A 25,617-nucleotide genomic window follows, 5' to 3' on the forward strand; every position below is an offset into this window, starting at 1 on the left:
CTCGCGGGGCACGGCTGTCGAGCGGCGCACCGCTCGTCACGGACGGTGCGAGCCTAGTGACCGCGGGCTGGGTGTGCAGGGTCGTCGGGTGTCCCGGGCGGGATCGGGGACGAAGGTCCCCCGCCAGCTCCGACCACGCGGTGCCGGCCGCGCCTGCGCTGGCGGTGCGGGCCGCGGGGTGGTCGGGTTGTCCCGTGTGCGACGGGACGGGAACGGGCGGGTCGAGGGCGGCGGTCGCACGGGGCGCGCTGCCCCGGCCGGACTTCGCGCAGGTCTTCGACCTCGCGCCGGCCCCCTTCCTGCTGCTGACGCCCGACCTCGTCATCGTCCACGCCAACCGCGCCCGGCTGGAGGCGACCGGCACCACGCTCGAGGAGCAGGTGGGCCGCTCCCTGTTCGAGGTGTTCCCGATGAACCCCGACGACCCGTCCGCCGACGGCCTGCGCAACCTGCGCGCCTCGCTGGAGCTCGTCCGCGACACCCGGCGCCCGCACACCATGGCGCTGCAGAAGTACGACATCCCCGTCCCCGGGGGCGGCTTCGAGGAGCGTTTCTGGAGCCCGCGCAACGTGCCGGTCATCGACGAGGACGGTGAGGTGGTGCTGCTGCTGCACCGCTCCGACGACATCACCGACTACGTCCGCGACCGCGAGGCCGCCCGGCGGGCGGCCGCCGAGGGCCGGCAGTGGTCCGAGCGGGTCCAGCAGGTCGAGGGTGACCTGTTCGAGCGCACCCGTGAGCTGGAGGAGCTGAACGCCGAGCTGCGCCGCTCCGGCGAGCGCGAGCGGCGCACGGCGGGCCGCCTCGCCGGACTGGCGGCGGCGGCCTCCGCGCTCGCGGCGGCCGAGGGGGTGGCGGACCTGCTGCGGGGTGTCGGCCTGCACGGGCGCGCCGCCACCGGCGCCGAGGCGGTGGTCGTGGCGCTGCGGGAGGGGGAGGAGCTGCACCTGACCTTCCTGGGCGAGGACGCGGGGCGCAGCGGGGACCAGCCCGGTGCCGCCCCGGCGGCCCGTCTGCCGCTGGACGCGGACGTCCCCCTCGCCGCGGCCGCACGCGGCCGGGTGGTCCTGCTGCCCGAGGGGTGCGAGCACGCCGCGGGGGTGCCGCTGCCGGGTGCCGCGGACCTGGCGGCGTGGGCGGCGCTGCCGCTGACGAGCGCCGGGGAGCTGCTGGGCTCGCTGGCGGTGGGCTGGTCCGCGCCGCGACCGCTGGGGCCGGAGGAGGTGCGGCTGCTGGAGGCGTTCGCCGCCCAGTGCGCCCAGGCGCTGGAGCGCGTGCGGCGCCTGGAGGAGGAGCGCCGCCGGGCGCACGCCACCCGTTCGCTGGCCGAGGCCCTGCAGCGCTCGCTGCTGACCGACCCGCCGCAGCCGGACCACCTGCAGATCGCGGTGCGCTACCTGCCGGCCGCGGAGGAGGCCCAGGTGGGCGGGGACTGGTACGACGCGTTCCTCACCGCCGACGGCTCGACCACCGTCGTCATCGGTGACGTCACCGGTCACGACAAGGTGGCCGCCGCCGAGATGGGCCAGTTGCGCGGGGTGCTGCGCGGTGTGGCGCAGGCGGTGACCGATCCGCCGGCGAGGATCATGTCGGTCTTCGACCGGGCGCTGCACCGGCTGGGGGTGAACACCCTGGCCACCGCCGTCCTGGCGCGCGTGGAGCAGACGCGGGCCGAGCGGGCCTCGGGGGTGCGCAGGCTGCGCTGGTCCAACGCCGGGCACCCGCCGCCGCTGCTGCTGGAGCCCGGGCGCGCGCCCCGCCTGCTGCAGGCTCCCGCCGACCTGCTGCTCGGCCTGGACCCGGGCACCGAGCGCGGGGACCACGAGACGTCGCTGCGGCCGGGGTCGACCGTCCTGCTGTACACCGACGGCCTCGTCGAGCGCCGCGACGAGGCCCTGGACACCGGGCTGGCCAGGCTGCTGGCCAGCGCCGGGGAACTGGTGCACCTGCCGCTGGAGGAGTTCGTCGACGCGCTGCTGGCGCGGGCCGTGCCCGAGCCCGGCGACGACGTGGCCGTCGTGGCGCTGCGCGCCCACCCCGAGGACCGCCCGCGCCCGGACGGCGCGGGCGGTCCGCCCGGGCGCGTCAGCCCTTGACGGACCCGGCCAGCAGGCCGCGGACGAAGAAGCGCTGCAGGCCGAGGAAAACGGCCAGCGGCACGGCCATCGCCAGGAACGCGCCGGGCGCCAGCAGGAACCAGGCGTTGCCGCGGGTGCCGGCCAGGTCGGCGATCGCGGAGGTCAGCGGGGTCGCGTCCCCGCCGGCGAACGTCAGGGCGATGAGCAGGTCGTTCCACACCCACAGGAACTGGAAGACGCCGAAGGCCGCGATGGCCGGGACCAGCAGCGGCAGCAGCACCTTGAAGAACACCGTCACGTGCCCGGCGCCGTCCATGCGCGCCGCCTCCACCAGGGACGCCGGGACGTCCTTCATGAAGTTGTGCAGCAGGAAGATGGCCAGCGGCAGGCCGAACATGCTGTGCGAGAGCCACACCGTCCAGAACGAGCCGGCGATCCCCAGGTCGACGTACAGGCTCAGCAGCGGGATGAGCGTGACCTGCAGCGGCACCACCTGCAGGGCGAAGACGGCGACGAACAGCACCTCGCGGCCCCGGAAGGGGATCCAGGCGAACGCGTACGCCGCCAGCAGAGCCAGCGTGATGGGGATGACCACCGCAGGGATCGTGATGACCAGGGTGTTGACGAAGTTGTCCCCGAGCCCCGTCTCGAGCGCGGAGACGTAGTTGTACCCGGTGAACAGCGGGCGGGTGAAGACGTTCCACCAGCCGTCGGCCTGGATGTCGCTCTCGACCCGGAAGCTCGTCACGAGCAGGCCCAGGGTGGGGACCGTCCACAGCGCGGCGATGAGCAGCGCGATCACCGAGGCGGCGGGGGAGCTGAGCCGGTTCTTCGCGGCGACGGCGCGCTTCTCGGCCCGGGTGAGCTTGCGGGGCCGGGCCTCGATCTCCCCGGTGGGGTTGGTGACGACCCGCGTGGTGTCGGCCTGCCCGCTCACCGGACCTCCTCCGCCATGCGCATCTGCCGCACGTTGTAGACGATGATCGGGATGACCAGGACGAAGAGCAGGACGGCCAGCGCCGCGCCCAGCCCCTGGTTGAACTGCCGGAAGGACTGCGAGTAGAACTCGCTGGCCACGACCGAGGTGCCGAACTGGCCGCCGGTCATCACGTACACGATGTCGAACACCTTCAGCGTGCTGATGGCGACGGTCGTGAGGACGACGACCAGGGCCGGGCGGATGCTGGGCACGGTCACCGAGCGGAACATCTGGAACGAGGACGCCCCGTCCAGGCGCGCCGCCTCCACGATGTCGTCGGAGATGGCCTTGATCGAGGCCGACAGCACCGTCATGGCGAAGCCCGCGTTGATCCAGATCATCACGACGATGAGGAAGAACGTGTTCCAGGGCTGGTGGAGCAGGAACTGGTACGGCTCCAGGCCCAGCCAGACCAGCAGCTGGTTGAGCAGGCCGATCTGCTCGATGCCCGGCTGGTCCGGGCGGTACTCGTAGACGAAGCGCCAGATGAGCCCGGCGGCGACGCCCGAGATGGCCATGGGCAGGAAGATGAGGGCCTTGGCCAAGGACTCGAAGCGGGTGCGGTCCACCAGGTAGGCGTAGACCAGCCCGAACGCGGTGGAGATGAGCGGCACCAGGACCACCCACAGCACGGTGTTGCGCAGGACCAGCTGGAGACCGTCGCTGGTGAACACCTGCGCGTAGTTGTCCAGGCCCACGAACGTGCTGCCGTCCCGGGACTTGAACGACAGCCACAGCGTGTTCAGGGCCGGGTACACCAGGCCGATCGTGACGAGCAGCAGCGCGGGGCCGACGAAGCCGGCGACGACCACCCAGGTGGGGACCCGCTTGGGCTTGTCGACGGCGAAGAGGATGACGCCCATCACCACCACGAAGGCGAGGACGGCGAAGACCATGAGGGCGAGCTTGTGAGCGGTGCTGTCGGCGTCGAGCAGCCAATCCACCGGGGGACCTCCTCAACGAGGTGCGGGCGAGGGAGGGGCCGGGCACCGCCGCGCGGTGCCCGGCCCCAGGGGGAGCGTCAGCTCGCGGGCCAGGCGGCCTCGATGTTGTCGAGGGTCGTCTGGGTGTCCTGACCGGCGGCGATCCACGCGGTCAGCTCGCTCCACTCGGCCGCCGAGCCGACGGCGGCGGGCATGAGGTCCGAGGCGTCGAAGCGGAAGGTGACGGACTCGTCCTGCAGCTGCTCGGCCGCCAGGCGGTCGATCGGGCTGGCGAGGTTGTCCAGCTCCAGGCCCGTGTTGGCGCTGAGCCAGCCGGGGCCGGTGGCCTGGGCCTTGAGGTTCGCCCACTCCGGGGTGGACAGGTAGTACTGCAGCGCCTGCACCTCGGGCCGGTCGGCGAACGCGGCGACGAACTCACCGCCGCCGACGACCGTCTTGCCGGCCGACTCCCCGATCTGCGGGAACGGGAAGGCGAAGACGTCGCCGTCCTCGGCGACCTCGGTGCCCTCGGGCCAGTTGGCCTGGTAGAAGGACGCCTGCCGGTGCAGCCAGCAGTTCCCCTGGGTGATGGGGACGCCGGCGTCCTGGAAGGTCGTCGTCGCGATGGAGGCCACGTCGCCGAAGCCGCCGTTGACGTAGTCGGGGTTGCGCAGGATCGAGCCGACGCGGTCCAGCGCGGCGACGATCCGCGGGTCGTTGAACGGGATCTCGTGCGCGATCCACTGGTCGTAGACGTCCGGCCCCAGCTCGTGCAGGACGACGTCCTCCAGCCAGTCGGTGGCCGGCCAGCCGGTGGCCTCGCCGGAGCCGATGCCGGCGCACCACGGCTTGGTGTCCGGGTTGTCCTGGACGATCCGGTCGGTCAGGGCGATGAGCTCGTCCCACGTCTGCGGGACCTCGTAGCCGGCCTCCTCGAACGCCGAGGGGGAGTACCACACGAAGGACTTCGTGTTCGCGCCCAGCGGGGCGGCGTAGAGGGTGCCGTCGACGGAGCCGTAGTCGCGCCAGGCCTCGCTGAAGTACTCCTCGACGTTCTGGGCCACCGCCTCCGGCGCGGCCACGACCTCGCCGGTGGAGACCATGCGCTCCAGCAGGCCGGGCTGCGGCAGGAAAGCGATGTCCGGCGCGTTGCCGGACTGCACGCGCACGGGCAGTTGAGCTTCGAACTGCTTGGTGCCGTTGTAGTTCACCGTGATGCCGGTGCACTCGGTGAACGGCGCGAAGGTGTCGATGAAGGGCTGGTCCTCGGGGGTGACGATGGAGGTGTAGACCTCCACCTCGGTCCCGTCGAGGCTGTCGCCGAACTGGTCGAACTGGGAGCAGTCGATCTCGGCCCCGGCGACGTCGGTGCCGCCGCCGGCGCTCTCGTCGACCCCGGCCTCCTCGGCGGTGGCGCAGCCGCTCGCGGCGATCGCCAGTCCGAGTCCGCCGGCCAGCAGCGCGAGACGACGGGCACGGGTGCGGACGGTCATCGGTGTTCTCCTCTCAGGTGCGGCCGCTTCGCCGCACCGGACGTGCGCCCATGATGACCCACGCGCACAGGTGCTGCGCGCGTGTCCCCGATCACAAGGTGGACACGCAGCCGTTCGCCGGACGCGGGCGGCGACGAGCGGCGGACGCGCACCACCGGCCCGCCCGGCCACACTGCGCCCGTGAGCGCCTCCGAGACGCCCGAGGTCCTGCCGCTGCGCGAGGCCGGCCGGCTGCTGCTGCCCCACCTTCGCCCGCACCGCGCTGCGATCTCCGTCGCCGTGCTGCTCTCCCTGGTCGGCGCGGCCACCGCGCTGGCGCAACCGCTGGCCGTGGCCGCCGTGGTGCGGGTCGTGCAGGACGGTTCCGCGCTGGCGCCGGTGGCGATCGCGCTGGTGGCGGTGGTGCTGCTCGGCGCCCTCGCCGACGGCGCGCGGCAGTACCTGCTGGAACGGGCCGGCGCCGGCGTCGTGCTCGCCGTGCGCACATCCCTGGTCACCCGGCTGGCCCGCCTGACGGTCGCCGCCCGCGACGCGCGCGCCTCCGGCGACCTGCTCTCCCGGGTGTCCGGCGACACCACCGCCCTGGCCGCCGTCGTCACCTCCGGGCTGTTCGACCTGCTCGCCACCGTCCTGACGTTCCTGGGCGCCGTGGTGCTCATGGCGCTCCTGGACACGGTGCTGCTGGCGGTGACGCTCGTCGCGATCGCCGTGGCCGGCACCGCCATCGCGATCGCCTCCAGCCGGCTGGGCCGGCTCACCCTGGCCACCCAGACCGAGGTGGGCGCGATGAGCTCCGCGGTCGGCCGCGTGCTCGGGGCGCTGCGCACCCTGCGCGCCAGCGGCGCCACCGACCGCGAGCTCGACGGCGTGGTCGCCGCCGCCCGCCGCGCCCGCGACGCCGCCGTGCGCGCCTCCCGGGTGCGCGCCCTGCTCGGCCCGGCGATGCAGGTGTCCGTGCAGGGCGCCTTCGTCGCCGTCCTGGGCGTGGGCGGTGCCCGCGTCGCCTCCGGCGCCACGAGCGTGGCCGAGCTCGTCGGGTTCGTGCTGCTGCTGTTCACCCTCGTCGCCCCGCTGGGCCAGCTCGTGCAGACCTGGACGGTCGTGCAGAGCGGGGCGGCGGCCCTGACCCGCGTGCAGGAGGTGCTCGCACTGCCGGTGGAGCAGGACGAGCCTCGCCCCGCGCCCGCCCTCGCCGTGCCCGCCCAGCGCGCCCGGCAGGACGTCCCGCTGCTGGAGTTCGACGACGTCGCCTTCGCCTACCCCGACGGCACCCCCGCCCTGCGCGGGGTGGGCTTCGCCGTCCCGCGCGGCACCCGCACCGCGCTCGTGGGCCCCTCCGGGGCCGGCAAGTCCACGCTCCTGTCGCTCGTGGAGCGCTTCCACGAGGTCTCCGCCGGCAGCGTGCGCCTGGACGGCGTGGACGTGCGCGAGCTCCCGCTGGCCGCGCTGCGCGCCCGCCTGGGCTACGTCGAGCAGGACGCCCCCGTCCTGGCCGGCACCCTGCGCGAGAACCTCGTCCTGGCCGCGCCGGACGTCACCGACGAGCAGGTCCTCGCCGCCCTGGACGCCGTCGGGCTGCGCGAGCTCGCCGAGCGCGGGCCGGGCCTGGCCGCCGAGGTCGGCGAGCGCGGCGTGCTGCTCTCCGGCGGGCAGCGCCAGCGCCTGGCCATCGCCCGCGCCCTGCTGGCGCCGGGGGAGCTGCTGCTGCTGGACGAGCCCACCGCCAGCCTCGACGCCCGCAACGAGGCCCTGCTGCGCGACGCGCTGGCCGCCGCCGCCGACCGGCGCACCCTCGTCGTCGTCGCGCACCGGCTGTCCACGGTGGTCGACTCCGACCAGATCGTCGTGCTGGAGGAGGGCCGCGCCACCGCCTCCGGCACGCACGCGCAGCTGCTGGAGCGCTCACCCCTGTACCGGGAGCTCGCCACCACGCAGCTCCTGGTGGGCCCGTCCTAGACTCACCCGTCGTGTCCACCATCTCCCGTCCCGAGGTCGAGCACCTCGCGCGCCTGGCGCGCATCGACATGACCGACGAGGAGCTGGACCGGATGGCCGGCCAGCTCGGAGCGGTCCTCGACGCGGTCCAGCAGGTCGCCTCCGCCGTCTCCGACGACGTGCCCGCCACCTCGCACCCCGTGCCCCTGACCAACGTGACCCGCCCCGACGTGGTGCGTCCCGGCCTCAGCGCGCAGGAGGCGCTCGCCGGCGCCCCCGAGGCCGAGGACGGGCGCTTCCGCGTCCCGCAGATCCTGGAGGAGGACGCGTGAGCGGCGTCTCCGAGCTCGTCCGCTGGGACGCCGCGCGCCTGGCCGAGGGCCTGCGCGCGAAGGTCGTCTCCTCCGAGGAGGTCGTCCAGGCGCACCTGGAGCGCATCGAGGCCGTCGACGGGCCCACCTCCGGGGAGAACCCCGACGGGGTGCACGCCTTCCTGCACGTCGACGCCGAGGGTGCGTTGGCCCGCGCCCGCCAGGTGGACGCCGACCGCGCCGCCGGGGCGGTGCTCGGGCCGCTGGCCGGGGTGCCCGTCGGCGTGAAGGACGTGCTCACCACGAGGGGCATGCCCACCACCTGCGGCTCGCGGATGCTCGAGGGCTGGGTGCCGCCGTACGACGCGACCGTGGTGCGCGAGCTGCACGCCGCCGGCCTGGTGGTGCTCGGCAAGACGAACATGGACGAGTTCGCGATGGGCTCGACCACCGAGCACTCCGCGTTCGGCCCCACCCGCAACCCCTGGGACCCCACGCGCATCCCGGGCGGTTCCGGCGGCGGGTCCGCCGCGGCGCTGGCCGCGTTCGAGGCGCCCCTGACGATCGGCTCGGACACCGGCGGCTCCATCCGCCAGCCCGCGGCCGTCACCGGCACCGTGGGCGTCAAGCCCACCTACGGCGGCGTCTCGCGCTACGGGCTGGTGGCGCTGGCCAGCTCCCTGGACCAGGCGGGCCCCTGCGGGCGCACCGTCCTGGACACCGCCCTGCTGCACGCCGTCATCGGCGGCCACGACCCGTACGACTCCACCTCCATCCCCGCCCCGGTGCCGGACGTCGTGGGCGCCGCGCGGCAGGGCGCCACCGGCGACCTGACCGGTGTGAAGGTCGGCGTGGTGCGCGAGCTGTCCGGCGAGGGGTACGAGCCCGGGGTGCTGGCGCGGTTCACCGAGGCCCTGGACGAGCTGCGCGCCGCCGGTGCCGAGGTCGTCGAGCTGAGCCTGCCGAACATCGTGCACGCCCTGGCCGCGTACTACCTGATCCTGCCCAGCGAGGCGTCCAGCAACCTCGCCAAGTACGACGGCATGCGCTACGGCCTGCGGGTCACGCCCCCCGGTGAGGGCGTCACCGCCGAGCAGGTCATGCGCGCCACCCGCGCCGCCGGTTTCGGCGACGAGGCCAAGCGCCGCATCGTCCTGGGCACCTACGCCCTGTCGGCCGGTTACTACGACGCCTACTACGGCAGTGCGCAGAAGGTGCGCACCCTCGTGCAGCGCGACTTCGCCGCCGCCTTCGGGCAGGTGGACGTGCTGGTGTCCCCGACGGCGCCGACCACGGCGTACCGGCTGGGGGAGAAGCTGGACGACCCGCTGGCGATGTACGCCGGCGACGTGGCGACCATCCCGGCGAACCTCGCCGGCATCCCCGGCATGTCCCTGCCGGTCGGCCTGTCCGACGGGCTTCCGGTGGGGCTGCAGGTGCTCGCCCCGCAGCAGGCCGACGACCGGCTGTACCGGGTGGGCGCCGCCCTGGAGGCGCGCCTGGTGTCGAAGTGGGGCGGGCCACTGCTGGCGCAGGTCCCGGAGTGGAAGGGCGCGAGCCCGGCGTGATCACCAAGCTGGAGGTCGACGGGTTCAAGTCGTTCGCCGGCTTCTCCGTCGACCTCCGCCCGTTCACCGCGATCGTCGGAGCCAACGCCAGCGGGAAGTCGAACATCTTCGACGCGCTCACGCTGCTGTCGCGCCTGGTGTCGATGCCGGTGGCTCAGGCGCTGGCCGGTGGACGGGGGGAGGCCGCCGAGCAGTTCCGCCGCCACGGCGACCAGGCGGCCTCTCGGATGAGCTTCGCTGTGGAGCTCCTGCTCGACCCCGAGGTGGTGGACACCTTCGGTACTCGCGAGGTCCTGCCGCACACACGCGTCCGGTACGAGATCACCCTGGAGGTGCGCGAGGGTGATGATGGCATCAACCGCCCCTGGGTGGAGTCGGAGTTCATCTTCCCGATCAAGGCCTCCGCGGACCCTCTGCGCAAGGTGGTGAGCCGCGACTTCGCGGACACCTACCTCAAGTACGGCGCCAGCCAGTGGAAGATCCTGGTCACCGAGGGGGAGCAGGACAAGCGGTTCACGTTCACCGGACGGCGGGTGGGTGTCAACCGTCAAGGGGCACCACGCCGCCTGCCGGCGAGCAACGCCACGGCGTCCGTGCTCACGAGCGTGCCGACCGCTGACTACTCGCCGATCTTGTACGCGGTGCGGCGGGAGATCGAGCGCTGGCGCGTCCTGCAGCTCGACCCCGCGGTTCTCCGCCAGCCCTCGCCGGTCGGGCAGGCGGCCGACCGGCTGCAACGGGACGGTTCCAACCTCGCCTGGGTGCTGGAGACCATCGCGCGCGCCTCCCGGAGGGGCGGTCCAGGTCTCGACGCGCTAGCGGCGGACCTGGCTCGGGTGGTCCGGGGGTTCTCGGCCGTGGAGGTCGCGGAGAACAACGCGCGGGGCCAGTGGGAGGTGGTGCTGCGGAGCAGGGACGAGGGGACCATCAGCGCCCGTGTCGCCTCGGACGGCACCCTGCGCCTCCTAGCGGTCCTGGCCGCGTTGTACGAGCCCGTCAGCCCGGGCGTCCTGTGCTTCGAGGAACCGGAGAACGGCATCCAGCCGGCACGACTCGGCCCCTTGATCGAGGTGCTGCGGGACCTGGTGACCGACACGCAGGCCGAGGTGGTGCTCGACTCCCACGGCAAGCCGCCTGCTCTCGTCCAGTTGCTGGTGTCCAGCCACTCGCCCAAGCTTCCGCTGACCTCCCTCGTCGACGAGCTCGTGGTGGTCGACTCCACGGCGCGGGTCGAGGCTGGAGCGGTGTCCCGGGTCACCCGGGCCCGCCGTGTGCTCGAGGAGGGCGAGGCGCTCCCCGAGGATGCCGACGCCCAGCTCGTGCTGCCCTTCGACGTGCGAGCTGAGCAGAGCGGACTGACGCGCGGGGAAGCTGAGCGGGTGGTGAACCCGCGGTGAGGTACCTGGTCGCACTGACTCTCCTGGAGGGGGGCAGTGACGAGGAGTTCCTGCCCGTGGTCGTCCAGCGCTCGCTGCAGGACGTCTGCCACCGGCTCGTCGAGTCACCGGTGGAGGTGGACGTCCGCCCGATCGTGGTGAGCAACCCGGGTGACGTGAGCAGGGAGAGGTGGATCCTCGACAGGTCCAGGCGAGAGCGTCCGCTCGACGTGGTCCTGCTGCACGTCGACGGGTCCGCTGACGTCGATCGCGAGCTCCGCAAGTCCTTCGCGCCCGTCGAGGAGGCGTGGCAGCGCGAGGGTGGGCCAGGCGCGCTGCTGCCGCTGGTGCCCGTGCGCGAGATGGAGGCGTGGGCTCTCGCCGATGCGGAGGTGCTTGAACGCGTCCTGGGGACCGGCGTGGACGCGACGCGGGTGCACGAGGCCGACCGAATCACTGAGCCCGAGAGGTTGAGCGATCCGAAACTGACGCTGCGTGACGCGGCTGCCCTGGGTGTACGACCCCGTCGCAGGGCTCCCGGGCCTGGGGCTTACCTGCCGCTCCTGGCGGAACGCCTACCGCTCGCGTCCCTGCGGCGACTGCCTTCCTTCCGTGCCTTCGAGCACGACATCGAGAACCTGCTGGACACCCTTGGATGGAGGACCCGTGACCGTTGACCTGATCGACTACGACGAGGCCGTGGCGCAGTTCGACCCGGTGCTGGGCCTGGAGGTCCACGTCGAGCTGTCGACCGCGACGAAGATGTTCTCCGCGGCGCCCACCGAGTTCGGCGCCGAGCCGAACACCCAGGTGGACCCGACGTCCCTGGGCCTGCCCGGCGCGCTGCCGGTGCTGAACGCCAAGGCGCTGGAGTCCGCGGTGCGCATCGGCCTGGCGCTGAACTGCACGATCGCGTCGTACTGCCGCTTCGCCCGGAAGAACTACTTCTACCCGGACATGCCGAAGAACTTCCAGACCTCCCAGTACGACGAGCCCATCGCGCACGACGGGTGGCTGGACGTCGACGTCCCCGCGAGCGAGGACGGCTCCAGGCCGGCGTTCACCTACCGGGTGCTCATCGAGCGCGCCCACATGGAGGAGGACACCGGCAAGTCCCTGCACGTGGGTGGTTCCACCGGCCGCATCCACGGCGCGGAGTACTCCCTGGTGGACTACAACCGCGCCGGCATCCCGCTCATCGAGATCGTCACCAGGCCGCTGGAGGGCACCGGCGACCGCGCCCCCGACGTGGCGCGCGCCTACGTCGCCGCGCTGCGCGACCTGCTGCGCGCCCTGGACGTCTCGGACGTGAAGATGGAGCAGGGTTCGCTGCGCTGCGACGTGAACCTCTCCCTGCGCCCGAGCCCGGAGTCCCCGCTGGGCACCCGCTCGGAGACGAAGAACGTCAACTCGCTGCGCTCGGTGGAACGGGCCGTGCGCTACGAGGTCTCCCGGCACGCGGCGGTCCTGCGCGCGGGGGAGAAGGTCGTGCAGGAGACCCGCCACTGGCACGAGGACACCGGCCTGACCACGTCGGGGCGGGAGAAGTCCGACGCGGAGGACTACCGCTACTTCCCCGAGCCGGACCTCGTGCCCATCACGCCAGACCCGGCGTGGGTGGAGGAGCTGCGCGCCACGCTGCCCGAGCCGCCCGCGCAGCGGCGCAAGCGGCTGCAGGCCGAGTGGGGGTTCTCCGACCTGGAGATGCGCGACACCGCCAACGCCGGTGCGGTCGACCTCGTGGAGGCCACCGTCGCGGCCGGCGCGTCACCGGCCGGCGCCCGCAAGTGGTGGACCGGTGAGCTCTCGCGCCGCGCGAACGCCGAGGGCGTAGAGCTGTCCGCGCTGCGGGTGGGCCCGGCCGACGTCGCCGAGCTGCAGGCGCTCGTGGAGGCCGGCACCCTCACCGACCGCCTGGCGCGCGAGGCGCTGGACGGCATGCTCGCCGGGGAGGGCAGCGCCGCCGAGGTCGTCGAGGCGCGCGGGCTGGCGGTCGTCTCCGACGAGTCCGCGCTGGTGGCCGCGGTGGACGCCGCGATCGCCGCGAACCCCGGCGTGGTGGAGAAGATCCGCGGCGGCAAGGCCCAGGCCGCCGGAGCCCTCATCGGTGCGGTGATGAAGGAGATGCGCGGCAAGGCCGACGCCGCGCGCGTGCGCGAGCTCGTCGTGGAGCGCGTCGGGAGCTGAGTCCCGGCGCGGGGGCCCGGGCCGGTGCGGCACCGGGCCCCCGCCGTGCTCGGGCGGTCCTGGCGCCCCGTCAGCGCACCAGGACGACGAACGACGTGACCCCCAGCAGCACGATGAACGCCCGCAGCACCGGCGCGGGCAGTCGCCGGCCGAACCGGGCCCCCAGCGTGCCTCCGACGAGGGAACCGGCCGCCACCAGGCCGGCTGCCGCCCAGTCGACGCGGTGCGCCGCGGTGACGACGTACGCCACCGCCGCGACCGCGTTGACCACCGACGTCAGGACGTTCTTGACCGCGTTCAGCCGTTGCAGGGGCAGGCGCACGAGCAGGCCGAACACGCCGACCTGCAGGACGCCCTGGCTGGCGGCGAAGTAGCCGCCGTAGGTCCCCGTGGCGTACGCGCCCAGGACCAGGCCGGCCAGGCGCCGCGGGGTCACGACGGGCGTGGGGGCGTCCACGGGAGCGGCACCGTCCCGGTCGCGGGCGATCCGGGTGGCGATCAGGGGCTGGAGCACCACGAGGAGCACGGCCAGCGCCACCAGGGCGGGGACGACCGCGCCGAAGGCCGCGGCGGGCAGGTGCAGCAGCAGGAAGGCCCCGGTGACGGCACCGAGCGCTGAGGCGGGCAGCAGGCGCAGGACCAGCGGGCCCAGCCCGCGCAGCTCGCGCCGGTACCCCACCGCGCCGGCCAGGTTCCCGGGCACCAGGCCCATCGAGTTGGTGATCGTCGCGCTCACCGGCGGCAACCCCGCGGCCAGCAGGGCGGGGAACGTCACCAGCGTGCCGGAACCGACGACGGCGTTGATCGCCCCGGCGGCCACGCCGGCCAGTGCCACCACGACCGCGTCCCACGGGGACATCGCACCACCTCTCGCCACCCGCTCCGCGGGTGGTCCTCGCCGCCCGGCGCAGCATAGGCGGGGCCCTCGCGGCGAGACGGAGCTCACCCCGCCACCCGCCGGGGTCGGGACCTTCGCCCCGTGAGCCGGCCGCCGCGCGTGCCGAGACTGGTAGCACCGGCACGAGGAGGAGAAGGACGATGACCGCGACGACCGAACGCCCGGCGAGCACGACCACGGGGACGCACGACCCGGGTGCGCAGGACCCGGCGCCCTGGCGCGGGTTCACGCCGGGCCGCTGGTGCGAGCAGATCGACGTCCGCGACTTCATCCAGCGCAACTACGAGCCCTACACCGGGGACTCCTCCTTCCTGACCGGCCCGACCGAGCGCACCCGCGCCGTGTGGGCGAAGCTCACCGCGATGTTCCCCGCCGAGCGCGCCAGGGGCGTGCACGACGTCGACGTGGACACCCCCTCGACGATCACCAGCCACGCGCCCGGGTACGTCGACCCCGAGCTGGACCTCATCGTCGGCCTGCAGACCGACGCCCCGCTGCGCCGGGCGATCATGCCCAACGGCGGGCTGAAGATGGTCCAGGACGGGCTGGCGGCCTACGGCTACGAGCTGCCCGAGCGCGTCGCGGAGATCTTCACCACGTACCGCAAGACCCACAACCAGGGTGTCTTCGACGCCTACACCCCGGCGATCCGCGCCGCACGCCGCTCCCACGTCATCACGGGCCTGCCCGACGCCTACGGCCGCGGCCGCATCATCGGCGACTACCGCCGCCTGGCCCTGTACGGCACCGCGCGCCTGGTCGAGGGCAAGCAGGCCGAGCGCGCCCTGCTCGACGCCCGACCCAGCACCGCCGAGGTCGTGCAGCTGCGCGAGGAGAACTCCGAGCAGGTCCGCGCCCTGGACGAGCTGCGGCGGATGGCAGCCTCCTACGGGTACGACGTCAGCCGCCCCGCCCGCACCGGCCGCGAGGCGATCCAGTGGCTGTACTTCGCCTACCTGGCCGCGGTGAAGGAGCAGAACGGCGCGGCGATGTCCCTGGGCCGCACCGCCACGTTCGTCGACGTGTTCCTGCAGCGCGACATCGCCGAGGGGCGCCTGAGCGAGCAGGACGCGCAGGAGCTCGTCGACGACTTCGTCGTCAAGCTGCGCATCGTGCGGTTCCTGCGCACCCCCGCCTACGACGAGCTGTTCTCCGGCGACCCGACCTGGGTGACGGAGTCCATCGGCGGCATCGGCGAGGACGGCCGCCCGCTGGTCACCCGCACCTCCTTCCGCTACCTGCAGACCCTGTACAACCTCGGCCCGGCTCCCGAGCCGAACCTCACGGTGTTCTGGTCCCCGAACCTGCCGCAGGGCTTCAAGGAGTTCGCGGCCCGCGTGTCCATCGACACCAGCTCCATCCAGTACGAGAGCGACGACCTGATGCGCCCGGTCACGGGTGACGACACCGCCATCGCGTGCTGCGTGTCGGCCATGACGGTCGGCAAGCAGATGCAGTTCTTCGGCGCCCGGGTGAACCTCGCCAAGACGCTGCTCTACGCGATCAACGGCGGGCGCGACGAGGTCAGCGGAGTGCAGGTGGCCCCGGCCGCCGAGCCGGTCACCGGCGACGTCCTGGACTACGACGACGTCGTGGCCAAGCTGGAGCCGATGATCGCCTGGCTGGCCGAGACGTACGTCAGCGCCCTGAACGTCATCCACTACATGCACGACAAGTACGCCTACGAGCGCATCGAGATGGCGCTGCACGACCTGGTCGTCGACCGCACCCTGGCCTGCGGCATCGCGGGGCTGTCGGTGGCGGCGGACTCCCTCTCGGCCATCAAGCACGCCACGGTCCGCCCGGTGCGCGACGAGACCGGTCTCGTCGTGGACTACGCGGTCGAGGGCGACTACCCCGCCTACGGCAACGACGACGACCGCGCCGACGACATCGCCCTGTGGCTGGTGCACCGGTTCATGCAGGAGATCCGCCGGCACGAGACGTACCGCGGTGCCCGCCACACCCAGTCGGTGCTGACGATCACCTCGAACGTCGTCTACGGCAAGAACACCGGCAACACCCCCGACGGCCGCCGCGCCGGGGCGCCGTTCGCGCCCGGGGCCAACCCCATGAACGGTCGCGACCGGCACGGCATGGTCGCCGCGGCGCTGTCGGTGGCGAAGATCCCCTACGAGGACGCCCTGGACGGCATCTCCCTGACCACGTCGGTCACCCCCGACGGGCTGGGGCGCACCGCGCAGGAGCGGGTGGGCAACCTCGTCGGCGTCCTCGACGGGTACGTGGCCTCCGGCGGTTTCCACATGAACGTCAACGTCCTGGACCGGGCCACCCTGCTGGACGCCATGGAGCACCCGGAGCTGTACGGCCAGCTGACGATCCGCGTGTCCGGCTACGCCGTCAACTTCGTCCGCCTGACGCGCGAGCAGCAGCTGGACGTCATCAACCGCACCTTCCACGGCTCGTTGTGAGGACCCGGTGAGCACCACCTCCGTCGCCCGGCCCCTGCCGGGAGCCTCCCTCGACGGCGTCGACATCGACGCCGTCGAGGGCAGGCTGCACTCCTGGGAGCTCGTCACCGCCCTGGACGGTCCCGGCACCCGCCTGGTGACCTGGGTGACGGGGTGCTCCCTGCGCTGCCAGTACTGCCACAACCCCGACACCTGGGACGTCGGCGGCGGCACCCCGGTCACGGTGGGCGAGCACGCCCGCCGCCTGGTGCGCTACCGCTCGTTCCTGCGCGCCTCCGGCGGCGGGGTGACGATCTCGGGCGGCGAACCGCTGATGCAGCCGGCGTTCACGGCGGCGTTCCTGCGCCGCGCCAAGGAGCTGGACCTGCACACGGCGCTGGACACCTCCGGCTACCTGGGCGCACGGGCGAGCGACGAACTGCTCGACGACGTGGACCTCGTGCTCCTGGACGTCAAGAGCTCGGACCCGGCCACGTACAAGCGCGTCACCGCCCGCGCCCTGGCGCCGACGCTGCGCTTCGCCGAGCGCCTCGCCGAGCGCGGCAACCGCACGTGGATCCGCTTCGTCCTGGTGCCCGGGCTGACCGACGAGGCCGGGAACGTGGCGGGCGTGGCGCGCATCGCCGCCGCGCTCGGGCCGGTCGTCGAGCGCGTCGAGGTCCTGCCGTACCACAGCATGGGCCGCTCCAAGTACGAGCGGATGGGCCTGCCCTACCCGCTGGAGGGCACCCCGGCGCCCACGGCGGAGCAGGCCGAGCGCGCCCGCGACGCCTTCCGCGCCCACGGCCTGACCACGTACTGACCACGTACTGACCTCGTACCGACCTCGTACCGACCACGTACTGGCCCGCGCACCGCCCCCGGACCCGCCGTCTTCAGCGTCCTCTCAGCGTCCCCGTGCCAGCCTGCGCGTCGGCAGCCCGCGCGGGCAGCGGGCAGGACGAGCGGAGGGAGGGCGGCGTGACGGTCGCCGGCATCGGGCGTGAGCGGCACCGGGACGCGCAGGCGCACGGGAGCGGCAGGGGTTTCCGCCCCGACGTGGAGGGGCTGCGGGCGGTGGCCCTCGGCATGGTCCTGCTGTTCCAGGCCGGCGCCCCCGTGGTCCGCGCCGGCAACATCGGGGTCGACGTGTTCTTCGTCATCTCGGGCTTCCTCATCACCGGTCTGCTGGTGCGCGAGGCGGAACGGACCGGCCGCGTCTCGCTGCGCGACTTCTACGCCCGCCGGGTCCGCCGCATCCTGCCCAGCGCGGCCGCCGTGGTGCTGGCCACCCTGCTGGGCGCGGCGCTCCTGCTGCCCGCCGAGCGGGTCTCGGCGATCGCCCGGGACGCCGTCGCGGCGAGCCTGCAGGTGGCGAACTGGTGGCTGCTCTCGTTCGGGCACGACGCGCTCGGCGAGGAGGTCGCCCACAGCCCGCTGAAGCACTACTGGACGCTGGCGGTGGAGGAGCAGTTCTACCTGGTGTGGCCGCTGCTGGTGCTGGTGGTCGCCCGTCGCGCCCGCGCCGGCCGGCTGCGGCGCGACCTCACCGTCGCCCTGGCGGTGCTGAGCGCCGCCTCCTTCGCGGCGTGCGTCGTGCTCACCGCGCGCGCGGGGTTGTTCGGCTACCTGAGCACCGTGACGCGGGCGTGGCAGTTCGGCGCCGGCGGGCTGCTGGCCCTGGCCGTCCCGTGGATCGGGGCCCGGTGCGCCGGTGGGCGCGGTGCCGTGCTGCTGCGCTCCGCGGGCTGGGCCGGAGCCGTGGTGCTGGCGCTCAGCGCCGTCGTCGCCAACCGCCTGCCGTACCCGGGGGGCATCGCCCTGGTGCCCACGCTGGCCACGGTCGCCCTCATCGCCGCCGGGACCGGCGGTTCGGGGCGCGGCTCGGTGGGACGGGTCCTGTCGTCGGCACCGCTTCGCGCCTGCGGGCGCCTGTCGTACGTCTGGTACCTGTGGCACGTGCCCGCCGCGGTGCTCGCCGTCGACGTGCTGGGCGTCACCTCGTGGTGGGCGGTGCTGGCCGTGGAACTGGCGGCCGTGGTGCCGGCACTGCTCACGGCCCGGTTCGTGGAGGGTCCCCTGCGGTTCTCCCCGCTGGTGGCCGCCTCCGCCCGCCGCGGGCTCGTCCTGGGCGTCGTGACCACCGCGCTCACCCTCACCGCCGGTCTCGCGCTGGCCTGACGCCCCTGCGGCCGTCCGGGTGCCGCCGGCCCCCGCGCCGCGCCCCGCCCGCCTACCCTGCCCCCGTGGGCACGGGGAGGGCGTCGTGAAGGTGCTGGTGGTCGAGGACGAGGTGGCCCTCGCCGAGACCCTGCGCCGGGGCCTGTCCGCCGAGGGGTTCAGCGTGGACGTCGCCCACGACGGGCGCGAGGGGCTGTGGCGGGCGGGGGAGTTCACCTACGACGTCGTCGTGCTGGACCTCATGCTGCCGCTGCGCAACGGCTACGAGGTGTGCCGCGACCTGCGCGCCGCCGGCGTGTGGACGCCCGTGCTCGTCCTGACCGCCAAGGACGGCGAGTACGACGAGGTCGACGCCCTCGACCTGGGCGCCGACGACTTCCTCACCAAACCGTTCTCCTTCCCCGTCCTGGTCGCGCACCTGCACGCGCTGGTGCGCCGCGGCGCCCCCGAGCGGCCGGTGGAGCTCCGGGCCGGCGACCTGCGCCTGGACCCCACCACCCGCCGGGTGCACCGGGGTGCGACGCCGATCGAGCTGACCGCTCGCGAGTTCGACCTGCTGCACCACCTCCTGCGCCACCGCGACGAGGTCGTCAGCAAGGCCCGCATCCTGGACGCCGTGTGGGACCCGCACGCCTGCACCGACCCGAACGTGGTGGAGGTGTACGTGCGCTACCTGCGCCGCAAGGTCGACCTGCCCTTCGAGCGCGCCTCCATCCAGACGGTGCGCGGCGCCGGCTACCGCCTCGCCGCGGACGGCGGCTGACCGCCGCCGGGCCCGGGGCCCTCGGCCTGGCCGGTGTCGTCGTCGGTGTCGTCGCCGGCGTGCCCGGGCGCCAGCGGCAGCCGGACCTCGAACACCGCGCCGGACCCCCGTGCCGGGGCCGTGCACCGCACCGACCCGCCGTGCGCGGCCACCGCCCCGGCCACGATCGCCAGTCCCAGGCCGGTGCCCCCCGAGCTCCGGTCCCGGCTGCCCTGCAAGCGCACGAACCGGTCGAACACCCGCTCCCGCTCGGCCTCCGGCACGCCGGGGCCGTCGTCGCTCACCGTCGCCACCGCCTCGGGCCCGTCGGTGGCCACCGCCAGCACCACCCGGCCGCGCGCGTGCCGGGCGGCGTTGTCGGTGAGGTTGCGCACCACCCGCGTCAGCTGCGCCGGGTCGCCCAGGACGCGCGCCGGCGCGGTGCGCACCGCCACCTCCAGCGCCGTGCTGGCCCGCAGCCGCGCGCCCTCGGACTCCAGCAGGGCGTCCAGGTCCACCTCGGCGCGGGCGGTGCGCACCGCCCCCTCGTCGGCGCGGGCCAGCAGCAGCAGGTCGCTCACCAGGTGCTCCAGCCGCACGGCCTCACCGCCCACCAGGTCGGCGAACCGTTCCGGGGGTGTGCTCCCGGGGTGCCGGCGCTGCACCTCGGCGGCCGCGCGCAGCGTCGCGACGGGGCTGCGCAGCTCGTGGCTGGCGTCGGCGACGAAGCGCCGCTGGGCCCGCTGCGCGGCCGCCAGCCGTTCGAGCATCGCGTTCATCGTCCGCGCCAGGCGGGAGACCTCGTCGTCCCCGGCGGGCACGGGGACCCGGTCCTGCAGGTCCGTGGAGGTGATGCCGTCGACCGTGCGGCGGATCGCCTCCACCGGGCGCAGCGAGCGCCCCACGAACACCCGGGTGCCGACCCCGGCGGCCACGAGCAGCAGCGCACCGCCGGCGGCGAGCAGCGCGGCGGCGGTGCGCAGGGTGGTCCGCGCGCCGACGGTGCTCTCGGCGACCACGACGGTGTACCGCCGGCCGCCCGCGCTGGCGCCGAGCACGGCCACCAGCCAGGGTTCCTCGCCCAGCGCGGGCAGCGTGCGCACCTCCACCTCGGCGTCCGCGACCGCCGGCACCCGCGCGGACAGCGGCGGCAGCCCGTCCAGGGCGTGGCTGGCCGTGACGACGGCCCCGTCGGCGACCACCTGCACGTGCGTGCCGCGGGCCTCGTCGGCGCCGACCAGGGCGTCCACCCGGGCGCGGGCGGCCGGGTCGCCGCCGTCGAGCACGCCCGGAGTCACCGCGACCCGCACCAGCCTGGCCTGCACCAGCGCGGAGGTGGCGACCGTCTCCAGCAGGGAACGGCGCAGCACCAGCAGGCCGCCGGTGCCGGCGGCGGCGGCGATCAGCGCCAGCACCAGCACGGCCGCCACGGTGGACCGCACCCGCATGCCCGCCGCGGCCCACCAGCGGAGCGCTCGCGCGCGGGGGCGCCGGCGCGGGGGTTCGGCGGGTGCCACGGGTTCCTCCGGGGGGTCGGCGCACGGGCAGGCTAACCACCGCGAGCCGGCACCGGGGCGTCGCGGACGGCCCCGTTCGCCCGTCCGGGGGCGTCCCCCTAGGTTCGGGGCATGGAGCTGAGGGGTGAGGTGGCGCTGGTCACCGGTGCGGGCAGCGGGCTCGGTGCCGCGATCGCGAAGGAGCTGGCCGCGGCCGGCGCGAAGGTCTGGGTCAGCGACGTGCGGCAGGAGGCCGCCGACCGCACGGTGGCCGAGATCGCGCAGGACGGCGGGGCCGCCGCGCCGCTGGTGCTGGACGTGGGGGACCCGGTGGCCGTGCAGGCCGCGGTCGCCTCGGTGCGCGCCCAGGACGGGCCCGTCGACGTGCTGGTGAACAACGCCGGTTTCGACGTGTGCACGCCCATCGAGCACCAGAGCGCCGAGCAGGCCCAGCGCGTCGTCGCCACGAACCTGCTGGGTCCGATGTACCTGGTGGCCAACACGTACCCGGCGATGCTGGAGCGCAACCACGGCTACGTGGTCAACACCCTGTCCACCGCCGCGCGGCGGGTGTGGACGGAGGCGTCGGCGTACGCGGCCAGCAAGCACGGCCTGCGCGCCTACACCGCCGCGCTGTTCAAGGAGGCGCAGCGCGACTGCAAGCAGCGCCACGGGTCCATCGGCGTGGGGGTCAGCGGCCTGATCCCCGGCGGGATGGCCACCCCCTTCGTCACCGACCGCTTCCCCGACGCGGACCTGACGAAGCTGCAGCAGCCCGCCACGGTGGCGCGGGCGCTGATGACGGTGTTCGCGACCTGGCCGGACAGCGTCGTCCCCGAGCTGGCGGTGCTGCCCCCGGGCGAGTCGTCCTGGTGAACCCCGACCGGTGAACCCCTGCTGGTGGACCGCGGCCGGTGGCTCCCGCACCCCCCCGGGCTCAGGCCCGGGGGTGCGGGCGCAGCACCTTCTGCAGCACCGCGTCCACGGCGAACCCCAGCACCAGGGCGACGGCGATGCCCACGAGCGCCCCGGCCACGGGGGTGGACTCCACCCACTGCCCGGCCAGGGTGCCGATGAGCACCGAGTACGCCGCCCACGTCAGCGCGGCCAGCGCCGACAGGCCCACGAACCGCCGCCGCGGGAAGCGGGCGGCACCGGCGGTCAGGTTCACCGCGATCCGCCCCACCGGCACGTAGCGGGCGGCGAGGACCGCGAACGCGCCGCGCCGGTCCAGTTCCCGCTCGGCGCGGGCGAAGGCGCGCTCCAGGCGCCGGTGCCGCGAGACCCAGCGCCGCAGGGGCGAGTGCCGGCCCAGCGCGTAGGTGAGGTTGTCGCCGCAGAACGCGCCGACCAGCGCGCACGCGCCCAGCAGCAGCGGGTCCGGGGCGCCGGTGTCGGCGGAGACCGCCGACAGCGCGATGACGACGGACTCGCTGGGCAGCGGGGGCACGAAGCCGTCCAGCGCCGACAGGGCCAGCACCACCAGCGGAACCCACCACGCCGCGGCGTGCTCCGCGACCAGTCCACCGACGCGCTCGAACACCCCCGCTCAGCCCACGACGCGGACCTTGTCGACGGCGATGCTCAGGACCACGCGCACCTGGTCCCGCCCGCCGTACCAGGGGTACGGGCCGCCGGTGTACTTCCGCGACAGCGCCTCGATGTGCTCGGCACCGCCCTCGGTCGTGGCGGCCACCACGTGCCCGCGCACCTCGGCGTAGCGCGACGGGTTCGCCGGGTCGGACACCGCCAGGGCGACCCGGGGGTCGCGCTCGACGTTGCGCAGCTTCTGGAAACCCCGCACGGTGTTGACGACGACGTGCTCGCCGTCGGTGTCCACCCAGGTCTGGGTCAGCTGCGGCGAGCCGTCCGGCATCGTCGTCGCCAGGTAGCAGCTGCTCGGCGCGCGCAGCAGCTCGAGCAGCTCGGGATCCAGGCCCACGGTTCCTCCTCGGGTCGTCGGGTTCACCACGACGCTACGGCCTGGTGCCGCACCCCACCCGCCGGTAACGTCGCTGCGGTGATCACCGCGGCGGGGACGGGGACGGACGTGCGGGTCGTGCGGCGCGAGCAGACCGTGGTCGTGGGGTTCCCCGTGGTGGGTCCCTTCGCCGAGCTCGGCGCGCTGGTGCCGGCCGCCTGGCAGCGGGTGTTCGCCCGCCGCGACGAGCTCCCGCAGCCGGTGGACGGCGCGTTCGCCGAGCTCAGCTGCTACCTCGGCGACGGCGCCTACCACGAGGTCGTGGGCGTGGCGCTGCCCCGGCCGCCGCGGGTGCCGGGCAGCTGGGTGGTGGCCGTGGCCCCCGAGGGCGAGTACGCGCACCACCGCCACGAGGGACCGGTCGAGGCGATCGGGGAGGGGTTCGGCGTCCTGCTCGACGCCGTGCGGGCGCAGGGGCGCACCCCCGGGGGCGTCAAGCTGGACGTCGGGTACCGCGCCGACGGGCGGCCCGGCCCCCACGACCTGTACGTGCACCTGCCCGGCTGACGCCCTGCGCGGCCCGCCCGCGTCAGCGCAGCGGGATGCTGACGAGCCGGTCGTCGCCGGCGCGCGGCTCCCCCCGGAACGTGTTCGACGTCAGGACCCACAGCGAGCCGTCCGGGCCCACCTCGACGCTGCGCAACCGCCCCAGCGCCCCCTGCAGGTGCGCCTGCGGCGTCCCCGTCGGCCCGTCCGGGGTCAGCGGCACCCGCCACAGCCGCTCACCGCGCAACCCGGCCACGTACACGGCGTCCGGGGTGACGGCGATCCCGCTGGGGGAGGCCTCCGCGGTGGGCCACGTCTGCACGGGGGCGACGAACCGCCCACCGCCGTCCCCGGGACCCTCCACCACCGGCCAGCCGTAGTTCCCGCCGGGGCGGATGACGTTCAGCTCGTCGTAGGCGTCCTGGCCGAACTCCGCGGCGATGAGCCGGCCGGCGGAGTCCCAGCCCAGGCCCTGCGGGTTGCGGTGCCCGTACGACCACGTCGGGGAGCCGGCGAACGGGTTGTCCGGCGGCACCTGCCCGTCCGCGGTGATGCGCAGGACCTTCCCGCCCAGGGCACGGGGGTCCTGGGCCGCGGCGCGGTCCTGCGCGTCCCCGGTGGCCACGTACAGCATGCCGTCGGGGCCGAAGGCGATCCGCCCGCCGTTGTGGGTGGAGCTCTTGGGGACCCCGGTGAGGACGGGGCGCGGGTCGGTGAGCCTGTCGTCCGCGTAGGTGTACCGCACGACGCGGTTGTCGTCGCGGGCGGTGAAGTACAGGAACACCTGCCTGTCCTCGGCGAACCCCGGGGACAGGGCGACGCCCAGCAGGCCGCCCTCGCCGCTGGGCACCACGCCGTCGACCGCGCCGCCCTCGCCGGTGGCGGCCACCTGCGCCAGGACCCCCGGTCCGGTGCGCACCACGCGGGCCTGGTCCCGCAGCGTCACCAGCGCCGTGCCGTCGGGCAGCACGGCCAGCCCCCACGGCACGTCCAGCCCCGTGGTCACGTCCACGGGGTCGCCGGGGAACCCCACGGCTGCGGCTGTCGCGTCGTCCGGGGCGGTGGTCGTGGACGGGACCGCCGTGCCCGCGGGGGTGGTGGCCGTGGTGCTGGTGCCGGTCGGGGTGGCGGTGGCGCCACCGGTGGCCTCGCCACCGGTGGACGGCCCGGACGTGCACCCCGCTGCCAGCAGCAGGGCCACCAGGGCCCCGGCGGCCCGCGGACGGACGGGGCGGTGCGTCGTCGGGCGCATGACCCCATCGTCACCCGCGCTCCACCGGCGCGCACCGGCTGGTGGGTAGCGTGCGCGGGTGAGCGCTCCCGAGCCCCTCGTCGTCAGCCTCCCCTCGCCGTCCTGGGTTCGCGCCGTCGGCCCGCTGGAGGGCGTGGAACTCGTCGTCTGGGACGGCGCCGGCGCCCCGCCCGCCCCGGCGCCCGCCCTCGTCGTCCCCCCGTACGTGGCGACCCCGGACCTGACCGGCGTCGCCGGTTGCGCCGCGGTGGAGGCGGTGCAGCTCATGACGATCGGTTTCGACGGGGTGCCGCAGCAGCTGCCCGGGCACGTCGTGCTGTGCAACGCCGCGGGGGTGCACGAGGCGTCCACCGCGGAACTGGCGGTGGGGCTCGTGATCGCCCGGCTGCGGGGGATCGACGACGACGCCCGCGCCATGGCGCACGCCCGCTGGGCGCCTTCGCGGCGCACCGCGCTCGCGGACCGGCGGGTCCTGCTCGTCGGGTTCGGCGGCGTCGGGCGCGCCGTCGCCGCACGCCTGGCGCCGTTCGAGGTGCAGGTCACCGCGGTCGCCTCCCGCGCCCGCACGCAGGACGGGGTGGCGGTGCGCGCCGTCGCGGACCTGCCCGCCCTGCTGCCCGAGCACGACGTCGTGGTGCTGGCCTGCCCGCTCACGCAGGACACCCGGGGCCTGGTGGACGCCGGTTTCCTGTCCGCGATGCCCGACGGCGCGATGCTGGTGAACGTGGCCCGCGGCCCCGTGGTGGACACCGCCGCCCTGCTCGCCGAGGTCCGCACCGGCCGCCTGAGCGCCGCGCTGGACGTCACCGACCCCGAACCGCTGCCGCCGGAGCACGAGCTGTGGCGCACCCCCGGCGTCCTCGTCACCCCCCACGTCGGCGGGAACAGCACGGCGTTCCGGCCGCGCATGGTGCGGCTGCTGCGCGAGCAGGTGCGGCGGCGGCTCGCGGGGGAGGGGTGGCTGAACGTCGTGCGCTGACCCTGCGCCGTGCGGTTCCGTGGTCGCGGGGGTGCGCCGGTGGCGGGTGCTGCGGCCGGCTCTCCGCCCGCGACCGGGTGCACCGCGTCACCTCGACCCGAGGGGCGGGCTCCGGACGCCGGCCTCCGCACCCGCCACCGACCCTCGTCCTTTACCTCGCGCAGGGGTGAGGGACGGGGAACGGGGAGGAGCCGTGTGCGGTGCCGTCTCCCGAGGTGGGGCTGAAGGGTGGCGGACTGGTCCCGGCGGCGGGCGTCCGGAGCCCGCGCCCGACGGGGGCGGGTGAGGTTCCCGCGGAAGGGGGCGCGGGCGGAGAGCCCGCCAGAGGGAGCAGTCCGCCA

22 protein-coding genes are annotated in these 25,617 nt (G+C 74.6%); 14 read left to right on the forward strand and 8 right to left on the reverse strand.

Annotated elements, in window-relative coordinates; genetic code table 11:
• Positions 1–194: 194 nt before the first annotated feature.
• Positions 195–2,096: a SpoIIE family protein phosphatase gene (locus ACRYR9_RS00085; RefSeq protein ID WP_432492968.1), complete on the forward strand. Its 1,902-nt coding sequence runs from the start codon at positions 195–197 to the stop codon at positions 2,094–2,096.
• Here ACRYR9_RS00085 and ACRYR9_RS00090 read toward each other — a convergent pair.
• From ACRYR9_RS00090 to ACRYR9_RS00100, 3 genes are all read right to left on the reverse strand, one after another.
• Complete coding sequence (locus ACRYR9_RS00090) at positions 2,086–3,015, reverse strand: carbohydrate ABC transporter permease (RefSeq protein ID WP_432492970.1); 930 nt, start codon at positions 3,013–3,015, stop codon at positions 2,086–2,088. The genes ACRYR9_RS00085 and ACRYR9_RS00090 overlap by 11 nt on opposite strands.
• Positions 3,012–4,001: a carbohydrate ABC transporter permease gene (locus tag ACRYR9_RS00095; RefSeq protein ID WP_432492972.1), complete on the reverse strand. Its 990-nt coding sequence runs from the start codon at positions 3,999–4,001 to the stop codon at positions 3,012–3,014. Before ACRYR9_RS00095 ends, ACRYR9_RS00090 begins: the two co-directional genes overlap by 4 nt.
• A 77-nt stretch (positions 4,002–4,078) precedes the next feature.
• On the reverse strand, positions 4,079–5,473 hold the full coding sequence (locus ACRYR9_RS00100; RefSeq protein ID WP_432492974.1) for an ABC transporter substrate-binding protein: 1,395 nt from the start codon (positions 5,471–5,473) through the stop codon (positions 4,079–4,081).
• A gap of 180 nt (positions 5,474–5,653) precedes the next feature.
• Between ACRYR9_RS00100 and ACRYR9_RS00105 the strand changes: the two genes are divergently transcribed.
• From ACRYR9_RS00105 to gatB, 6 genes are read left to right on the forward strand one after another with little or no spacing between them, the layout of a single operon-like run.
• Complete coding sequence (locus ACRYR9_RS00105) at positions 5,654–7,429, forward strand: ABC transporter ATP-binding protein (protein ID WP_432492976.1); 1,776 nt, start codon at positions 5,654–5,656, stop codon at positions 7,427–7,429.
• Between the two features lie 11 nt (positions 7,430–7,440).
• Positions 7,441–7,740 (forward strand): Asp-tRNA(Asn)/Glu-tRNA(Gln) amidotransferase subunit GatC, encoded by a 300-nt coding sequence (gene gatC / locus ACRYR9_RS00110; RefSeq protein WP_432492978.1) that lies wholly within the window; start codon positions 7,441–7,443, stop codon positions 7,738–7,740.
• Positions 7,737–9,287, forward strand: a complete 1,551-nt coding sequence (gatA, locus tag ACRYR9_RS00115; RefSeq protein WP_432492980.1) for an Asp-tRNA(Asn)/Glu-tRNA(Gln) amidotransferase subunit GatA — start codon at positions 7,737–7,739, stop codon at positions 9,285–9,287. The genes gatC and gatA overlap by 4 nt, the downstream gene beginning before the upstream one ends.
• Positions 9,284–10,684, forward strand: a complete 1,401-nt coding sequence (locus tag ACRYR9_RS00120; RefSeq protein ID WP_432492982.1) for an AAA family ATPase — start codon at positions 9,284–9,286, stop codon at positions 10,682–10,684. The genes gatA and ACRYR9_RS00120 overlap by 4 nt, the downstream gene beginning before the upstream one ends.
• Positions 10,681–11,340, forward strand: coding sequence for a DUF4276 family protein (locus ACRYR9_RS00125; RefSeq protein WP_432492984.1), 660 nt, complete (start codon positions 10,681–10,683; stop codon positions 11,338–11,340). Before ACRYR9_RS00120 ends, ACRYR9_RS00125 begins: the two co-directional genes overlap by 4 nt.
• The gene (gatB, locus tag ACRYR9_RS00130) at positions 11,330–12,850 is read left to right on the forward strand and encodes an Asp-tRNA(Asn)/Glu-tRNA(Gln) amidotransferase subunit GatB (protein WP_432492986.1); all 1,521 of its coding nucleotides are present in this window, start codon (positions 11,330–11,332) and stop codon (positions 12,848–12,850) included. Before ACRYR9_RS00125 ends, gatB begins: the two co-directional genes overlap by 11 nt.
• 70 nt (positions 12,851–12,920) lie before the next feature.
• On the opposite strand, the gene ACRYR9_RS00135 is transcribed toward gatB, so the two are convergent.
• Entirely contained in the window at positions 12,921–13,709 is a 789-nt protein-coding gene (locus tag ACRYR9_RS00135; RefSeq protein ID WP_432492988.1) for a sulfite exporter TauE/SafE family protein, read from the reverse strand.
• 179 nt (positions 13,710–13,888) lie between these two features.
• Between ACRYR9_RS00135 and pflB the strand changes: the two genes are divergently transcribed.
• The 4 genes from pflB to ACRYR9_RS00155 all read left to right on the forward strand — a co-directional run bounded on the left by pflB (position 13,889) and on the right by ACRYR9_RS00155 (position 19,103).
• Positions 13,889–16,180, forward strand: coding sequence for a formate C-acetyltransferase (gene pflB, locus ACRYR9_RS00140; protein WP_432492990.1), 2,292 nt, complete (start codon positions 13,889–13,891; stop codon positions 16,178–16,180).
• Positions 16,181–16,187: 7 nt separating this feature from the next.
• Positions 16,188–16,982, forward strand: a complete 795-nt coding sequence (gene pflA / locus ACRYR9_RS00145) for a pyruvate formate-lyase-activating protein (protein WP_432492992.1) — start codon at positions 16,188–16,190, stop codon at positions 16,980–16,982.
• 158 nt (positions 16,983–17,140) lie between these two features.
• The gene (locus ACRYR9_RS00150) at positions 17,141–18,340 is read left to right on the forward strand and encodes an acyltransferase family protein (RefSeq protein ID WP_432492994.1); all 1,200 of its coding nucleotides are present in this window, start codon (positions 17,141–17,143) and stop codon (positions 18,338–18,340) included.
• A gap of 85 nt (positions 18,341–18,425) precedes the next feature.
• Positions 18,426–19,103 carry a response regulator transcription factor gene (locus tag ACRYR9_RS00155; protein ID WP_432492996.1) on the forward strand — a complete coding sequence of 226 codons (678 nt, stop codon included), beginning with the start codon at positions 18,426–18,428 and terminating at the stop codon, positions 19,101–19,103.
• Here the strand turns inward: ACRYR9_RS00155 and ACRYR9_RS00160 are convergent.
• Positions 19,076–20,524 carry a sensor histidine kinase gene (locus tag ACRYR9_RS00160; RefSeq protein ID WP_432492998.1) on the reverse strand — a complete coding sequence of 483 codons (1,449 nt, stop codon included), beginning with the start codon at positions 20,522–20,524 and terminating at the stop codon, positions 19,076–19,078. The two genes, ACRYR9_RS00155 and ACRYR9_RS00160, sit on opposite strands and share 28 nt — an antisense overlap.
• Before the next feature lie 186 nt (positions 20,525–20,710).
• Between ACRYR9_RS00160 and ACRYR9_RS00165 the strand changes: the two genes are divergently transcribed.
• The gene (locus tag ACRYR9_RS00165) at positions 20,711–21,454 is read left to right on the forward strand and encodes an SDR family oxidoreductase (RefSeq protein WP_432493000.1); all 744 of its coding nucleotides are present in this window, start codon (positions 20,711–20,713) and stop codon (positions 21,452–21,454) included.
• A 61-nt stretch (positions 21,455–21,515) separates the two neighbouring features.
• Here the strand turns inward: ACRYR9_RS00165 and ACRYR9_RS00170 are convergent, their stop codons facing one another.
• Together ACRYR9_RS00170 and ACRYR9_RS00175 are read right to left on the reverse strand one after the other, a co-directional pair.
• Positions 21,516–22,121 (reverse strand): DedA family protein, encoded by a 606-nt coding sequence (locus tag ACRYR9_RS00170; RefSeq protein ID WP_432493002.1) that lies wholly within the window; start codon positions 22,119–22,121, stop codon positions 21,516–21,518.
• 6 nt (positions 22,122–22,127) lie between these two features.
• Positions 22,128–22,520 carry a PPOX class F420-dependent oxidoreductase gene (locus tag ACRYR9_RS00175; RefSeq protein WP_432493004.1) on the reverse strand — a complete coding sequence of 131 codons (393 nt, stop codon included), beginning with the start codon at positions 22,518–22,520 and terminating at the stop codon, positions 22,128–22,130.
• Positions 22,521–22,598: 78 nt separating this feature from the next.
• Here ACRYR9_RS00175 and ACRYR9_RS00180 point away from each other — a divergent pair, with 78 nt between their 5' ends.
• Positions 22,599–23,066 (forward strand): hypothetical protein, encoded by a 468-nt coding sequence (locus ACRYR9_RS00180; protein WP_432493006.1) that lies wholly within the window; start codon positions 22,599–22,601, stop codon positions 23,064–23,066.
• 22 nt (positions 23,067–23,088) lie between these two features.
• Here ACRYR9_RS00180 and ACRYR9_RS00185 read toward each other — a convergent pair whose 3' ends face one another.
• Positions 23,089–24,297, reverse strand: a complete 1,209-nt coding sequence (locus tag ACRYR9_RS00185) for a PQQ-dependent sugar dehydrogenase (RefSeq protein WP_432493008.1) — start codon at positions 24,295–24,297, stop codon at positions 23,089–23,091.
• Between the two features lie 58 nt (positions 24,298–24,355).
• Here ACRYR9_RS00185 and ACRYR9_RS00190 point away from each other — a divergent pair, with 58 nt between their 5' ends.
• Positions 24,356–25,276: a 2-hydroxyacid dehydrogenase gene (locus tag ACRYR9_RS00190; RefSeq protein ID WP_432493010.1), complete on the forward strand. Its 921-nt coding sequence runs from the start codon at positions 24,356–24,358 to the stop codon at positions 25,274–25,276.
• Positions 25,277–25,617: the final 341 nt, after the last annotated feature.

The sequence above is a fragment of the Kineococcus auxinigenes genome, from assembly GCF_050871525.1.
Taxonomy (GTDB): domain Bacteria; phylum Actinomycetota; class Actinomycetes; order Actinomycetales; family Kineococcaceae; genus Kineococcus.

Coding starts and splice junctions, on each gene's coding strand:
- ACRYR9_RS00100 (WP_432492974.1), bottom strand. CDS start 5,473: ATGACCGTCCGCACCCGTGCCCGTCGTCTCGCGCTGCTGGCCGGCGGA.
- ACRYR9_RS00135 (WP_432492988.1), bottom strand. CDS start 13,709: ATGTCCCCGTGGGACGCGGTCGTGGTGGCACTGGCCGGCGTGGCCGCC.
- pflB (WP_432492990.1), top strand. CDS start 13,889: ATGACCGCGACGACCGAACGCCCGGCGAGCACGACCACGGGGACGCAC.
- ACRYR9_RS00165 (WP_432493000.1), top strand. CDS start 20,711: ATGGAGCTGAGGGGTGAGGTGGCGCTGGTCACCGGTGCGGGCAGCGGG.
- ACRYR9_RS00185 (WP_432493008.1), bottom strand. CDS start 24,297: ATGCGCCCGACGACGCACCGCCCCGTCCGTCCGCGGGCCGCCGGGGCC.